This window comes from Streptococcus sp. HMSC074B11 (genome assembly GCF_001808705.1).
GTDB lineage: Bacteria > Bacillota > Bacilli > Lactobacillales > Streptococcaceae > Streptococcus.
This window is the reverse complement of record NZ_KV794288.1, coordinates 159,433-174,489: the sequence shown is the minus strand read 5'-3', so window position 1 is coordinate 174,489 and position 15,057 is coordinate 159,433. Positions and strand designations below refer to the sequence as shown.

The window sequence follows — 15,057 nt, the reverse complement described above, 5'->3', positions numbered from 1 at the left end:
AGAAGATCGTCCAGTTGTAGAAGCAGCTGCAGCCTTGATTCGCGAAACCAAGGAGCGCTTCCTCTAATCCATAAGGAGGTATTTATGACACACTACGTTGCAATTGATATCGGTGGAACCAACATCAAATATGGTTTGATCGACCAAGAAGGCCAACTTGTTGAATCGCATGAAATGCCAACAGAGGCGCATAAAGGTGGACCTCATATCTTACAAAAGACCAAAGATATCGTAGCCAGCTATTTAGAAAAAGGACCAGTAGCAGGTGTTGCCATTTCTTCTGCAGGGATGGTGGACCCTGATAAGGGTGAGATTTTCTATGCTGGGCCTCAAATCCCTAACTACGCAGGAACGCAGTTCAAAAAGGAAATCGAGACTAGTTTTAATATTCCTTGTGAGATTGAAAATGATGTCAACTGTGCAGGTCTTGCTGAAGAGGTATCTGGTTCAGGAAAGGGAGTGAGTGTCATCCTTTACTTGACCATTGGAACAGGTATCGGTAGTTGCTTGATTATGGATGGGAAAGTCTTCCATGGATTTAGCAATTCGGCCTGTGAAGTTGGTTATATGCATATGCGGGATGGAGATTTCCAAGACTTGGCCTCTACGACAGCCTTAGTGAAATATGTAGCTCAAGCACATGGAGAAGATATTGAACAGTGGAATTGTCGACGTATTTTCAATGAAGCTACTGAAGGAAACAAAATCTGCATGGCTGGTATTGACCGAATGGTGGATTACCTTGGGAAAGGAATAGCTAATATCTGTTATGTTGCCAATCCAGAAGTTGTTATTCTGGGTGGTAGCATCATGGGGCGGGAAGCTATCCTCAAACCAAAGATTCGTTCAGCCTTGAAAGAAGCCTTGATTCCAAGTTTGGCTGAGAACACAAGATTAGAATTTGCCCAGTTCCAAAATACTGCTGGTATGCTTGGAGCTTACTATCATTTTAGAACAAAGCACTAAAATAAAGAGGGGATGTCAATGTCCTCTCTTTTTTTATTAAACTTAGATTGACACATATAAATTCAAACGTTAACATTTAATTTGTGCAATTATTTATTTTTGGGTATACTAAAGTGTACCTAATAAGGGTATTAACTTCCTTAATAAGTGATTCTCTTAAGGTGACACTTTTTGTCCTAATATTTTAGAAATTATTTGAGTTTAACATTTTTGTTTTTTATCTCATTTCTTTTAGAACAATAAACACTATGGTTTTTCCCGTACATAGTTTTTTTATTTATTTGTTAACATTTTTAGTTAATTAGTTTATAATAAAATTTTTAATGCTAATGATATTTAGTTTAGAATAATTAGAAGTCTGAAGATGGGGAGCTTATTAGTTCGATGCTATTAGGAAGAAATAGAAAAGAGGGAAAGAAAAATTTTAAAATGAAAACTTAAGAATAATAAAAGTGACTTATCTTCTAACGATATATTTTAAAAAATGAATGAAGCACAAGTAAAAAATAAATTAAAACTAAATTTCAAAAATTGGGGGGATATCCCTAATAAATCTCACTAGGTTAGAATTCCTCAGGCCTTTTATAAAAACTTATGAGATGATTTAATTGTTAGATATCTAAAAGACTTTATCTGAATCTAAATTCGGATAGGGTTTTTTATTTGCCTTGATTCTTTCATATACTTCATAGCTAAATTGGAGTAATAATTTATGAAAATCATAATCCTCACTATTATTACTTGTATTTATGGCTTGTTTATGGCGTTCAATATGAGAAAGAGCTCTTCTCAAATTTTCTTCTTTTAATTTGTTCATATTTATATTATAAACTGAAGACAGCTAATTTTGATATTTTTCTCTGAACTGTACGATTTTGCGCCTGAAATGTAGGAATCACCTTTCGTTGTGGTGTGATAAAACTTACAAGTCCTTTTTGTTATTCTTGACCTAGTTTTTATAGAAAGAAGGTCTAAGATGTTAAATAAAGTCAAAACTAAAGCCTTAATTAGTGTTGGAGCAGTAGCCGCAACTAGCTTTATTCTCATGATGGGATATACTGCTGGTCAACATTCTACTGCTAAACAAAGTCGCAAAGAGATTGAATTGGCTGCAGCTAAACTTGTAGAGGACAAACAAGCAGAAGATAAAGCCAGCATTTTGTCATCGGATACTGTAAAAGAATTTTTGACGCAGTACTATACGAAAGAAAAGCTCGGAGAAAATAATACACGTATTCAACCTTATATGACTGAATCGGCTTATTCTCAAGAATTGTCAAGTCAAAATGATGCCATGAACCAAGTGTATAAGGATTATATTTTGGATTATCATTTTGAAAAAGCTGATATCTTTGTCAATCAGACTACGAATCAAGCTATTGCCATGGTCTCTTATAATGTAACCTATGTATCTGATTTAAAGAATGCCAACCAATCAAAGACTAATCAGACAGAAACAAGAACAGTTAAGTTATCCTATTCTAAACTACCTGGTAAGTTATTGGTCAACCAAGTACAGGTTTGGAGATCGGGGTTAGATGATTTAGATAAGACCACTCCTAAAACTTTAGAAGAATCATCATCAATACCATCACTGCCAAATACTACGACAAAATGATGATATTGCATGGAAATAGAAGAATGTAAGCAAATTTCAATTCTTGATGTAGCCAATCGTTTAGGTATCTCCTTCAAACAAGTTTCTAGCAGTGTCTATGAACATCCTGAACACGATTCATTTCGGATTTTTTTAACTACCAATACTTTTAAATGGTTTTCAAGAGATATTCAAGGTGATGTCATTGATTTTGTTCGACTTGTTAAGGGAATTTCTTTTAAAGAAGCTCTAGCCTTTCTTTCTGAAGAACCTTTTCAAAAAGAAGCTGTTCAAGAAAAAAGAGAGAGACCATTTTATTATCCTTTAAAGAGAGTAGAAGATTCTAACTGTAGTCTAGCCAGATATTATTTAACAGAATGTAGAGGAATCGCAGAAGAAATCGTACAAAAGATGATTCAACAAGGATTGATGGCACAAGCCAGTTGGAAAACAAATGAAACAGTTGAACCTGTTATTGTTTTTAAAAGCTTTAATCATCGTCACAAGCTGCAGGCAGCAAGCTTACAAGGGATATATAAGAATAATTTTCTTCCGAGAGAGAGGTTAAAAACGATTCTAAAAGGAAGCCATGGACATGTTGGAATATCCTTTGACATTGGTAAACCAAATAGACTGGTCTTTTGTGAATCGTTCATCGACTTGATGAGCTATTACGAACTGCATCAACAAAGTCTATTTGATGTTCGTTTGGTATCTATGGAGGGATTAAAAAGGTCTGTTGTCGCTTATCAAACTTTACGACTGATAGCTGAAGAAAATCAGAAGTTGAAATTCTTAGATACAGTAATACCTTCAAAGTTATTGCCTTTGATGAATACAATTCGTGATACAACTACTTATTTTGATAATCATCCCGATTTATTAACACTTGCGGTAGATTGTGATGATGCAGGTAAAGATTTTTCTGATAAGTTATCTCAATCAGGATTTCCTGTTTTACTGGATTTACCTGATAATGAATATGGGAAAGAAAAAATAGACTGGAACGATATTCTTCGCGAAAAGAAATCAGATTTACAATTGATGATCGAGAATGCAAAAGAGACATTGAGGAATCAACCAGTAAGGCAAACCTCTCAATGTTTAGAATTGTGATAACAAAATCAAGATGTTTTAGCTAATATTAAAATGAAGGAGGATCGTATATGACCATAATCGAACGCTTAGAAGAAAAGGTCACTAGGCAAGAAAGTAAGGTAGCAAGAGAGACAGAAAAACTAGCTGCTTACAAAGAACAACTGGAGACAGCGATGTTTGCGACGTTCAAAAGGCGTCAAAGCATTAGTCACATGAGTTTTGAAGAAGCTCTTGACCATGCCTTTGGTAAAGAAAGACAATTCGATGATTCTGAATTTAGAAAGGATGAAATGAGTGAATGACAAAAGATTGGAATTTTAATCAACCATTAGAAAGTAAATCAGAAAATCAAGAAGATCCAGATAAAATTGCGGCCTTATTTGGAAATCATCAAGGAGGTAATGATGTAAATTATGAAGCAGCTTTTCAAAAGCGTAAACAAGCACCTGTGACGGAATCAAATTCTAGTTCTAAGCCCAAAGTTACAGAGGTTAGAACAGGAAAAGAGACAGATATCACTACAAGTTATCAGCAACATCTTAAAAGACTGATTGCAGATAACAATAGCGATATTCAAAGTAGTCAAAAGAAAATTGAAGAGCTACATACGTTGATCGACACAAAGAATAAAGACAATAAGAAATTGCAGTCCATTTATGATGCGATTTCCGAATTACACTAAGCAGTCCTGATAGGCTGCTTTTTTTGAGAGGTTATAGATGTTTACAACATTTTTTAAGAAAAATCACGACAATAGTGATGTATTTAAAAAGCTAATTCATAGACTATCTGATATGTCTGTCCAAGATCTTGAAAAAATAGACCGACTGCTAGATATCATTTTCACTCCAAATCAAGAATCACAACAACTAAAAACAGAAACAACTTATAGGGAAGAAACTTTGGACGACACATTAAAAAAAGCTAAAAATCAACTTCATAAGGAACAATTGGAGAAGAATTTAGAGAGATTTAGGAAAAACAGCCAATAATGCACCAAAAATGGTGCATTTACTTTTTCTAAATGTTATAATGGTGGTATAAAAATAAAAGGAGTTTGCCATGATTGGAAAGAACATAAAATCCTTACGTAAAACACACGACTTAACACAAGACGACTTTGCCCGAATTGTAGGAATTTCTCGAAATAGCTTGAGCCGGTATGAAAATGGAACGAGTTCAGTCTCTACGGAACTAATAGACATTATTTGTCAGAAGTTTAATGTATCTTATGTCGATATTGTAGGAGAAGATAAAATGCTGAATCCTGTTGAAGATTATGAATTGACTTTAAAAATTGAAATTGTGAAAGAAAGAGGTGCTAATCTATTATCACGACTCTATCGTTATCAAGATAGTCAGGGAATTAGCATTGATGATGAATCTAATCCTTGGATTTTAATGAGTGATGATCTATCTGACTTGATTCATACAAATATCTATTTAGTAGAAAATTTTGATGAAATAGAGAGGTATAGCGGCTATTTGGATGGAATTGAACGTATGTTAGAGATATCTGAAAAACGGATGGTAGCCTAATGGAAATCCAAGATTATACTGACAGTGAATTCAAACATGCTCTAGCACGGAATCTTCGTTCACTGACAAGAGGAAAAAAGTCCAGTAAGCAACCTATAGCGATTTTGCTTGGAGGGCAAAGTGGTGCCGGTAAGACTACAATTCATCGTATTAAACAGAAAGAATTTCAAGGAAATATTGTTATCATAGATGGTGATAGTTTTCGTTCTCAGCATCCACACTATTTAGAACTGCAGCAAGAATATGGCAAAGATAGTGTAGAATACACCAAGGATTTTGCAGGTAAAATGGTAGAGTCTTTAGTAACTGAATTGAGTCATTTGGGATACAATCTTTTGATCGAGGGAACTTTACGAACAATTGATGTTCCAAAGAAAACGGCACAACTCTTGAAAAATAAGGGATATGAAGTACAATTAGCCTTGATTGCGACAAAGCCTAAGCTGTCCTATCTGAGCACTCTTATCCGATACGAAGAACTGTACGCTATCAATCCAAATCAAGCACGCGCAACTCCAAAAGAACATCATGATTTCATTGTAAATCATCTAGTTGATAATACACGGCAATTGGAAAAACTAGCTATTTTTGAAAGAATTCAAATTTATCAACGAGATATGACTTGCATCTATGATTCTGAAACCAATGAAAGGTCAGCAGCAGAAGTTCTTCAAAACTGCCTTTTAGGAGAGTGGAGTATGGTAGAAGAGGAGATGATGAAGGTAGGACAGGAACGGTTGTGGGTGATTAACAAAGAGTAAAATAATAGGGGGGATTAAGTTGGCGATTTCAAACATTGACCAAAATAGGAATGCAACACCAAGTTGGAGTGGTTATATTCATCAAGGAAAAGTTGGCTTTTTAGTAGCATTAAGACAATTACGAGAATGCATTGAAAATAATATAGAAAATCTTGAGGATTATGCTATAAGATATGAGAATGCTGAGGACTTCGATATTGTTGGTGATGATGATCAAGTATTATCGAGGCATCAAGTAAAAGCCTATGTCAATGGTAATGAGAGAGAGGATTACTCAGACCTTTTTAATATACAAACTAGGAAGTTTGAAAAGGGAAAGGAAAAAATAAATGTTAAGGGATATCAGGTTCATGAATTTGATGGTAGTGGAAATGTAGCACGTGAGGTGGTTTCTAAAGAAAACATATATCTACATGTGATTGTAGATGTGCCAGATTTTAATCTATCAAAAGATGATTATTTTAAAAAATATCCTAGTAGAACAAAATACACAGATAATATTTCTTGTGTCAGGCTTTATAAATATAATCAGGCTAATGATCTTTTTTATTGTCCACTTTCTCAGGAAAATGATGATATAATTAAAGATTATTGTATAGCTGAAATAAAAGAAATTTTAAAATTAAAGGGTAATTCATTGAATGATAGTGACTCACATCTAGAGCAAGTATATCTCAGGTATGTAGGTTCTTTATTGGATCATAGCATTGGAGAAGCACATAGTGAATCTGGTTTTCCAGAAATATCTTTTGGGAAAATAATTTCCATTATTGAAGAGGAAGTTCCTAAAGATGAAGTATATGAAATGAAGAATAATTTGATCTATAGGTGGGAAAAATATCATTGTGATTATGCAAATGACATCAGTGAGGAAGATTTTAAACTTATGGATGAAATAAATAATCATTTACTGTCATTGACTAAAGATGAGTTTTATGAATTTGTGAGAATGATGTTACCACACGAAAATTCAGATGAAAATTTTTTAGACTTGTTTCGTAAAGCCCCAATAGAGGATATATTTTATGTGTTGCTGGAGAAATTTAAGGGATTTTCGTTTAAAGCTTACAGTTATTTAGATAATAATGAGAAGAGTTATAGAACTTCTTTGATTAGTATTCAGGATAGACCTGGGAGAATTGCAAAAATTATTCAAGAAATAATTGACAACTCAGAATTTTTAAAAGCTACTTTTAATCATGATTTTCTTATTAATAGAGATATAGATGAGTTGCATATTTGGAATAAAATTGATGAATTTGATGGCATGCTAGATAATAGATATCGTGAAGAATGGAGTACTGGGGTACAACATAACATTTTTAAATCGAATATGGAATTTATTAGCATTAAGGAAGCAAAAGAAAAGAGTTTGAGGGTACCGGAGGACTAATATGAGAGACATTGTTCTAAAATTTTTACAAAATAACCATTTTATCCAGTTGGATACAGAATTTGATTTCTATACTAACTTACAAAATTCCGAGTATTTTATTGTTAGTCAATATAGTCCTAATGAGCTAAATAATTTTTTCGAAGATGATAAGACTTCACAAGTAATAAAAGAATTTGAAAGAGTATCACTAACATCAAAACATGAAAATATCAAGAAAAATACTTCTATGTTTATTTTGGTAGAAGTTGATGACTTGAAAGATACTTTTGAAGATGAAAAAATCCAAAGATCAATATTGTTGATTGAAGAGGACTATTATTATTTTAGAAAGTTCGTCATATTATATACTCAAAATGGGTTATCAGATTTACGTGATAAAGCCACTAATGAAGCACTTTATAATTACTTGGAATTTAATATTGACGCTTTTGAAGAGGATATGTTTTTTAGTGAGTCGTATTTTATGGCGATGGAAATTGGAGTAAAACTACCATTTTTCACACTCCCTAAAAGAAATGATATTTATAAAAGTATAGAAAATCAGTATCAGGATGATAAGGATGAATTAGATAATAGATTATTGGATTTTTATACTAAGGTCACTGGTGAGAAATTATCAAAATCACTACAAGATATTTCTACCGATGATGATAATATTTCAGATTTACTACAAATAGGAGAATTATTAAAATGAAAATCGAAAAAATTTTAATAAAAAACTTTAAAAATATAAAGGGAACTAGAATTATTGATTTTCAGGAGAGTGTAACTTTGTTTGTTGGACCAAATGGATTTGGGAAAACTACAATTTTTGATGCAATAGAGTTATCATTAACTGGGAAAATTCGTCGAATTGAAGAATCCGATTATAGTGACGGTAGAAGTAGTTTTAGTGCTCCATATTTTCAAAATAATCCTAATGAAAATACATTCATCGAGCTTATGTTGACAAATGATGAGGGTAATTCTTTGATAATATCTAGTCTCTATAAGAGTAGTATGAATACTGAGGATAGCAATGTACCAAAGTTTTCATTTTCTAAATTTCAAAGAAGAGTTCGGGTTGGTTCAGGAATTTCATTTCAATCTGAGGAAGAATTTGAGGGGTCGAGTGAAAGAGATATACAAAAGGACATTAGTCAGTTTTTAGGATATGAAACAGAAGATTATAGCTTAGGTGATACTTTTGATTTGTTTCATTATATTCAACAAGATGAAACAGCTTATTATTTGAAGCAAAAGGAGAAAGATAGAAAGGAACAATTGAATTTCCTGTTAAATATTGGAAACTATGTTGATAGAAAGAAACGATTAGATGAACTAAGAAAAACGCTACTGTCTAATAAAAACTATCTGAAAGATAAAAAAAACAAGTTAGAAAATCTATCTATAGGAAATGAGGTGCCTTATTATAAGCTATCCCTTAGATCGGATATTGACTTTCCTTTTAACAATAAGTCGCTTATTTTTGATGAAGAATTGTCAAATGAAAGTTTAAATATATATCTATCAGAAATTACTAAATTACAAGAATTTCGAAATTCATTTTCTCCAAAAGATTACTACCTTAGAAAACAAAGTGAGCAATTTGAGCGAGAGGTACTGGATGATAAAGATTTTACTATTTACTTAATAGTTAGAGAAATACTTGAAAATCAGGAAAATATAGAGTCAATTAAACAAAATTATAGTTTAATTTCAAATGAAAAAAATTTCTCATATTTTTTACTTAAAAACTATCTTGAACGACAGGACTTGTTGGAAAACGATAGTAAGTTGTTTAAATTTGGAAAAAGATTGAAGAGCTTACTTGATGTTGAAATTGCTAAAATTGATATCAAATCAATTGAGAATTCTTTAAATAATTTTACAGGATGGGAATTTGGCAGGCTATGGATTGAAAAATTTGAACCTAAATTAACAGAATATAAGTTTAAAAAAGGGCAGCTAGATGATGGAACAGAGTCGATTAACAAGCTACTCGAGATAAGAACTCGTCTAAAAGAACATAGCACTGGAAATCATTCGGAATGTATATTTTGTGGTTATGATTGGGGAGAGAGCGAGAATTTACTGGCAGCCTATGAAGAAACAACGAATCAACTACGTAAAAATTTGACTAATTTTGAAATAGAAGTTTCAAATTTGGTTGAAGAATTAAATCAATTAAAAATGGAGTTACAAAATCAGATCCAAATGGAGCAAGAGAAACTCTTTGTTATTCCTGATGATTTTTTGGCGGCCATACGATCCATAAGTAATTATAATTTTCCTGAGTCTTTTAGCAACTTGGTTGTAATGAACTCAGAGATTACTCCTTTGCCTGTTGATAAGAGTGCTTCGCTACAAGAGTTTGAGAATTTGAAAACAGAGTTAATAAGTTCATTGCAAGAAAAACTATTGATTCCAAATGAAGTTTATGGTACTTTCCTTAGAGTTGTAAATAAGAGTGTTGATTTTGAAAAACTTTTAGAAAAATATTCTATTTTAGCTGGAGAATCAATAAGGAAATATGAAATTTCTTATGACCTTTTACCCATTTCCTTGCATAAATTTGAAGAGAACAAAGATAGGTTACTAGTATTTTTAGGGGTTCTTAGATCTCAAATAGTATTTGATTATTCTAAAAGTTTAGATTCACAAAATCTATTTGATAAATACTTTGCATCTAAGGAAAAAACTTTTGAGGACTGTACTATAGAAAGTATCAATCAAAAGAGAGAATATATTATTAACCAGTTTGAATTACAAAGTTTAACGATGTTTCACCAAATTGAGAAACGTCTTCAAATCATTGAACAAACGATTACATATCTTCAGGATCGTGTTAGAGAATTAAATAATAATATAAAGTTTTACCAAGAACAGATGATTCAAAAGTTGAAGCTTCCCTTCTATATGTACACTGCTAAAATTTTACAAAATTACCAACAAGGAATGGGAGTTCTACTAACAACTCAAAACAATTCTAATATCAGGTTTATAGCAAATAGTAATAGTGAGCAGGATGTGATGTATCAATTGAGTTCTGGACAAGTAGCTGTTATTTCGTTTGCTTTCACTTTGGCACTAAATACTACATTTAAGATTTCAAGAGGGTTCAAATTTTTATCAATTGATGATCCGATTCAAGATATGGATTCTATGAATGTATATGCTTTAATTGATTTAATAAGACATTCATTATCAGACTATCAAATTATTATGTCCACACATAATGATGGTAGTGCTATGTTTATAAAATATAAATTTGAACTATTTTCAGATTCCGAAATATCAAATGTAGGGCTAAAAAATATAAAGAATATCTTATTATCGGATGTTGAAGTTGGCAGTTGATGAGACTATATATATGTTAATGGAAATATAAAAAACATTGTTTCATTAAGACGGTATTTGAGAGCCTAGGCTCTCTTTTTTCATCCTCTCATTCTCCTGTGATAACTTCCCCAAATTTCTTCTGCTATACTTTTCTCAACTTTTAAAAATCCAACTAAGAATTTTACCTGGGGGTTTGGGGGCGAAGCAACCAAGTTATCTTATCGTTGGCTGTCAAAACTGGAAGGTTTTGGTCGGTTGGCGATATGATTTTTGGGATATTGTGGACACAATATCTGAGCTCGCAAAGCCTTACAAGACGATAGATTTTGTTTTTATAAGTTTCCCGTGGTTGACACGGGGTCGGGAATTATCCGACAATAGATAAAAGTGAGGAAGTAGTATGTCAGAACAATACAGAGACATTCGCAAAGAGATTAATTTGACCGCAAATGAATTAGAAATGATTGACATAATGATGAAAAATAAAGGATTTGAACACTTTTCTTCATTTGCCAGAAACAAGTTACTGGAGAACGAGTTAGAAATGACTGCTGAAAAGTGGTTCACCTTCTGGCAATCTCAAAAGCTAGAACAAATCAGTCGTGATGTTTATGAGATTTTAATCTTATCAAGGGCAGAACATCAAGTCACCCAAGAACATGTATCCATTCTCTTAACCTGTGTGCAGGAATTGATTCAAGAAATAGGGAACTCCATTCCTCTTAGTCAAGACTTCCGTAAAAAATACATGAGGTAGGCACATGGAAAATCGTTACCGAACCAATCTAAAGAAAGTTTTCCTTTCTGATAGCGAATTGAGTCAGTTGAAACATTATATCGACCAAAGCGGTTGTCAATCTTTTTCAGAATATGCTCGACGAACCCTACTTGACCCTGGTATGAATTTCATCACCATTGATACAACTGGTTATCAAGATTTGGTGTTTGAGTTGAAGAGGATTGGCAACAATATTAACCAGATTGCCCGAAGTGTCAATCAATCTCAGTTGATTTCAAGTAAAGAATTGCAAGACTTGAAAAAGGGAATCGATGACTTGATAAGTGAGGTAGAGAAAGAGTTTAGTGTTCAAGCAAAAAAGTTGAGGGAGTTTTATGGTCATCACTAAGCATTTTGCCATTCACGGAAAGAGTTATCGCAGAAAAATTATCAAGTATATTCTTAATCCTGATAAGACCAAGAATCTTGCATTGGTATCGGACTATGGCATGAGAAATTTTCTGGATTTTCCTAGCTATGATGAGATGGTGCAGATGTATCATGAAATTTTTATCAGAAATGATACGCTTTATAATTTTCGGCATGCTAGGTTAGAGGAAAAGCAACGAAAAATTCATGCCCATCATATCATTCAGTCTTTTTCTCCAGAGGATCATCTCACTCCTGAACAAATCAATCAGATCGGCTATGAGACAATGAAGGAGTTAACCGGTGGCAAATTTCGTTTTATCGTTGCGACTCACGTTGATAAAAATCACCTTCATAATCACATCATTATCAACTCGGTTGATAGTAATTCGGACAAAAAACTCAAGTGGGATTATAATGTGGAACGAAATCTTCGAATGATTTCAGATAGATTTTGTAAAATTGCAGGGGCGAAAATTATAGAGAATCGCTATTCCCACCAGCAGTTTGAAGTTTATCGTAAGACCAATCACAAGTACGAACTCAAACAACGACTCTATTTTTTGATGGAAAATTCTACCGATTTTGAGGATTTAAAAAAGAACGCTCCATTACTACATATGGAGATGGATTTCGGTCACAAGCATACCACCTTTTTTATGACGGACTCAACTATGAGACAAGTGGTGCGTGGTAATAAACTCAATCGCAAGCAACCTTACACAGAAGAGTTTTTCAAGAATTACTTTGCCAAAAGAAAAATAGAAGAGCTTATGGAATTTCTTCTACCCAATGTTGATAACTTAGAAACTCTGATAAAAAAAGCAAAACTATTTGGATTAAATATCAGTCCTAAGCAAAAGCATGTTTCTTTTCAATTTTCAGGAGTAGAGGTGAAAGAGACCGAACTAAATAAGAAAAATCTTTACGATGTAGAATTTTTCAAAGATTATTTTGAAAAGAGAAAAAAATTGAAAGCTCCAGAACTTAAGGATTTAGTTCAAGTTTATCAAGAAGAGAAAATCTCCAAAGAAAAAGAACTCCCCAGCGAGGAGAAATTTTGGGAGTCCTATCAAGGGTTCAGGAAAAACAGGGACGCTGTTCATGAATTTGAGGTAGAGTTGTCATTTAATCAAATCGAAAAAGTAGTGGATGATGGAATTTACATCAAGATCAAGTTTGGTATTCGTCAGGAGGGGCTTGTCTTTGTACCTAACATGGAGCTAGATATGGAAGAGGATAAGGTGAAGGTTTTTATCAGAGAAACTAGCGCCTACTATGTCTATCACAAAGATGACGCCGAGAAAAACCGCTATATGAAAGGTAGAACGTTGATTCGCCAATTCAGCTCTGAAAATCAAACAATTCCATTCCACAGAAAAACGACTGTGGAGATGATTGAAGAAAAGATTGAAGAAGTGGATGCTTTGATTAAGTTGAATGTGGAAAATCAATCTTATATCACGATTAAAGACGAGCTAGTGCGTGAACTGGCAGCGTCTGAGTTGAGAATCAATGCTTTGCAAGAACGAGTGATAACCTTAAATCAAGTAGCAGAATATTTACTGTCTTCAGTTAAAAACAAGCAAGAAATGAAGTTGAATCTTTCAAAATTGAATATAACTGAGGCAATTAGTATTAATGTTGTGGAAGAGAATCTGAAGGAGTTGGGAAATCAATTGGCATTAGAAAAAGATATATATGAGAACATCGTATTTAAACTGAATAAGTTTATCAATCGTGTGAGTAAGAAAATTTCAAAAGAAGAAGAGATGGGTTTTCAAAAATAACCTATCTAGTCATTGTTTATCTATAATTTGTATCTTTTGGTTTATAAATTTGTATTTAAAATTTAATCATGTTACAATTGAAATTGAAATCGAATAGAAAAGGAAAATGCAAACGTGGGCACACTATTAGCAACCAGATTAAAAAATAGACGAAAAGAATTAAAAATGTCTCAGCGAGAATTGGCCGAGGGGATATGTAAACAGGGACAGATTAGTCGATTAGAGAATGGAGAATTTACTCCAGGAGCAGACTTTTTATATGCTCTGTCTAAGAAGTTAAAAGTTAGTATAGATTATTTTTTTAATGAGCAAATTGTAGAAGAGATTGATGAGCTATCAGAGTTTAAGAAGTTAGCCCAGACATTTATCACAAATCGAAATTATGAGTCTTTGAAATATATATATGAATTAGAGAGTGTAAAGGTACATCGCTTGTCTCTAGTAAATAAATTTTATATGGAGTGGATAAAATCTCTTATAGATTTTTATTTCTATGGGCAAAAAGAGGAAGCTGTGGCAAGATTGGAGAAGGTACTGTCTCAGTTAAATGTAACTGACCTGTTCTACCTTCAAGTTTCAAATACTCTATTTAATTTTTATTATGATATTGAAGATTTAGAGAGCTTTAATGAAATTCGAGAAAAGTTAGAGTGTCAAGTAAATCAACTCAAGTTAAACACAATCGAAGAATTAAACCTTTCTATTAAATTTAATTATAATGTTTGTCGCTATCTATGGTTGCAGAATAATACTGAAGAGGCTATTACTAAAATCACAGATACGATAAAGCAATGTAAGACGTATAGAACAACATATCTTTTGGCTGATTTGTATGTATTGATGGGAAATGTCAGTAAGAATTTTTCTTCTAAAGTTGCAGTAAAAGAGTACTTTGAAACGGCTTATTTCCTATATAAGCTTGAGGGAAATATGTCGATGGCTCTTAAAATCGAGCATTATATTGCAGATATAACAGAATAGCAAAGACGATGTTCAATTAAGCATCGTTTTTTTAATCCAAAACAATACAAATATGTATTTAATAAAAAAAAATAAAAAAGCCTTATAAAATTGTTGACATACTAACATCGAAGTGATAAACTAAAGGCAAAAAAGAGGAGAGAAATATGAAAAATTTGTTTAAAAAAATTGTTACTTTAGTTGTTATAGTTTTAATTCTGTTAGGGATTGTATCGAAACCCCAATCTCATATAAAGGCAACAGAAATTGATCCTGGTCCTGCAAACGGTGTTTCTAGATAAAAATTTAGATATTAGAAAACAAATTTAATATATTAAAAAAGAGGGTTAAAATTGTTGATGTTTGAATTCTATATCCTGGCAGATGTATTGAAGGGAGTAAAATATAGTTTAAAAAGTTGTTTAAATCATCATTATATTTGTAAGGAGAGTCTTACCTGTACAGGTAAGTATTTAGTTATA

General features: G+C 32.6%; 17 protein-coding genes. 16 read left to right on the top strand and 1 reads right to left on the bottom strand.

Annotated elements, in window-relative coordinates:
* The first annotated feature begins 84 nt into the window (after positions 1-84).
* Positions 85-966 carry an ROK family protein gene (locus HMPREF2619_RS08110; RefSeq protein WP_070460604.1) on the top strand — a complete coding sequence of 294 codons (882 nt, stop codon included), beginning with the start codon at positions 85-87 and terminating at the stop codon, positions 964-966.
* 619 nt (positions 967-1,585) lie between these two features.
* On the opposite strand, the gene HMPREF2619_RS10955 is transcribed toward HMPREF2619_RS08110, so the two are convergent.
* Positions 1,586-1,783, bottom strand: a complete 198-nt coding sequence (locus HMPREF2619_RS10955) for a hypothetical protein (protein WP_081730850.1) — start codon at positions 1,781-1,783, stop codon at positions 1,586-1,588.
* Positions 1,784-1,942: 159 nt separating this feature from the next.
* Between HMPREF2619_RS10955 and HMPREF2619_RS08105 the strand changes: the two genes are divergently transcribed.
* The 15 genes from HMPREF2619_RS08105 to HMPREF2619_RS11675 all read left to right on the top strand — a co-directional run bounded on the left by HMPREF2619_RS08105 (position 1,943) and on the right by HMPREF2619_RS11675 (position 14,877).
* A complete protein-coding gene (locus tag HMPREF2619_RS08105; protein ID WP_070460602.1) occupies positions 1,943-2,584 on the top strand; it encodes a peptidylprolyl isomerase in 642 nt (213 codons plus the stop codon).
* Between the two features lie 9 nt (positions 2,585-2,593).
* The gene (locus HMPREF2619_RS08100) at positions 2,594-3,679 is read left to right on the top strand and encodes a thioredoxin domain-containing protein (RefSeq protein ID WP_070460600.1); all 1,086 of its coding nucleotides are present in this window, start codon (positions 2,594-2,596) and stop codon (positions 3,677-3,679) included.
* A 50-nt stretch (positions 3,680-3,729) separates the two neighbouring features.
* Positions 3,730-3,963 carry a DUF5965 family protein gene (locus tag HMPREF2619_RS08095; protein ID WP_000152419.1) on the top strand — a complete coding sequence of 78 codons (234 nt, stop codon included), beginning with the start codon at positions 3,730-3,732 and terminating at the stop codon, positions 3,961-3,963.
* A complete protein-coding gene (locus HMPREF2619_RS08090; protein ID WP_002933294.1) occupies positions 3,960-4,343 on the top strand; it encodes a DUF5945 family protein in 384 nt (127 codons plus the stop codon). Before HMPREF2619_RS08095 ends, HMPREF2619_RS08090 begins: the two co-directional genes overlap by 4 nt.
* 37 nt (positions 4,344-4,380) lie before the next feature.
* Complete coding sequence (locus HMPREF2619_RS08085) at positions 4,381-4,653, top strand: hypothetical protein (protein ID WP_070460598.1); 273 nt, start codon at positions 4,381-4,383, stop codon at positions 4,651-4,653.
* Between the two features lie 70 nt (positions 4,654-4,723).
* Complete coding sequence (pezA, locus tag HMPREF2619_RS08080; RefSeq protein WP_033680297.1) at positions 4,724-5,200, top strand: type II toxin-antitoxin system antitoxin PezA; 477 nt, start codon at positions 4,724-4,726, stop codon at positions 5,198-5,200.
* Positions 5,200-5,961 carry a type II toxin-antitoxin system toxin PezT gene (gene pezT / locus HMPREF2619_RS08075; RefSeq protein ID WP_070460596.1) on the top strand — a complete coding sequence of 254 codons (762 nt, stop codon included), beginning with the start codon at positions 5,200-5,202 and terminating at the stop codon, positions 5,959-5,961. Before pezA ends, pezT begins: the two co-directional genes overlap by 1 nt.
* Before the next feature lie 19 nt (positions 5,962-5,980).
* Positions 5,981-7,354: an ABC-three component system protein gene (locus HMPREF2619_RS08070; protein WP_049540805.1), complete on the top strand. Its 1,374-nt coding sequence runs from the start codon at positions 5,981-5,983 to the stop codon at positions 7,352-7,354.
* A 1-nt stretch (position 7,355) separates the two neighbouring features.
* Positions 7,356-8,051, top strand: coding sequence for an ABC-three component system middle component 1 (locus HMPREF2619_RS08065; RefSeq protein WP_049540807.1), 696 nt, complete (start codon positions 7,356-7,358; stop codon positions 8,049-8,051).
* Positions 8,048-10,696, top strand: coding sequence for an AAA family ATPase (locus tag HMPREF2619_RS08060; RefSeq protein ID WP_049540809.1), 2,649 nt, complete (start codon positions 8,048-8,050; stop codon positions 10,694-10,696). Before HMPREF2619_RS08065 ends, HMPREF2619_RS08060 begins: the two co-directional genes overlap by 4 nt.
* Before the next feature lie 382 nt (positions 10,697-11,078).
* Complete coding sequence (locus HMPREF2619_RS08055) at positions 11,079-11,435, top strand: SAG1252 family conjugative relaxosome accessory protein (protein WP_049540810.1); 357 nt, start codon at positions 11,079-11,081, stop codon at positions 11,433-11,435.
* Between the two features lie 4 nt (positions 11,436-11,439).
* Positions 11,440-11,805 carry a MobC family plasmid mobilization relaxosome protein gene (locus tag HMPREF2619_RS08050; RefSeq protein ID WP_049540812.1) on the top strand — a complete coding sequence of 122 codons (366 nt, stop codon included), beginning with the start codon at positions 11,440-11,442 and terminating at the stop codon, positions 11,803-11,805.
* Positions 11,792-13,615, top strand: a complete 1,824-nt coding sequence (locus HMPREF2619_RS08045) for an SAG1250 family conjugative relaxase (RefSeq protein WP_070460594.1) — start codon at positions 11,792-11,794, stop codon at positions 13,613-13,615. Before HMPREF2619_RS08050 ends, HMPREF2619_RS08045 begins: the two co-directional genes overlap by 14 nt.
* 114 nt (positions 13,616-13,729) lie before the next feature.
* Positions 13,730-14,596, top strand: a complete 867-nt coding sequence (locus HMPREF2619_RS08040) for a helix-turn-helix domain-containing protein (RefSeq protein ID WP_037612709.1) — start codon at positions 13,730-13,732, stop codon at positions 14,594-14,596.
* 146 nt (positions 14,597-14,742) lie between these two features.
* Complete coding sequence (locus HMPREF2619_RS11675) at positions 14,743-14,877, top strand: hypothetical protein (protein ID WP_257960397.1); 135 nt, start codon at positions 14,743-14,745, stop codon at positions 14,875-14,877.
* Positions 14,878-15,057: the final 180 nt, after the last annotated feature.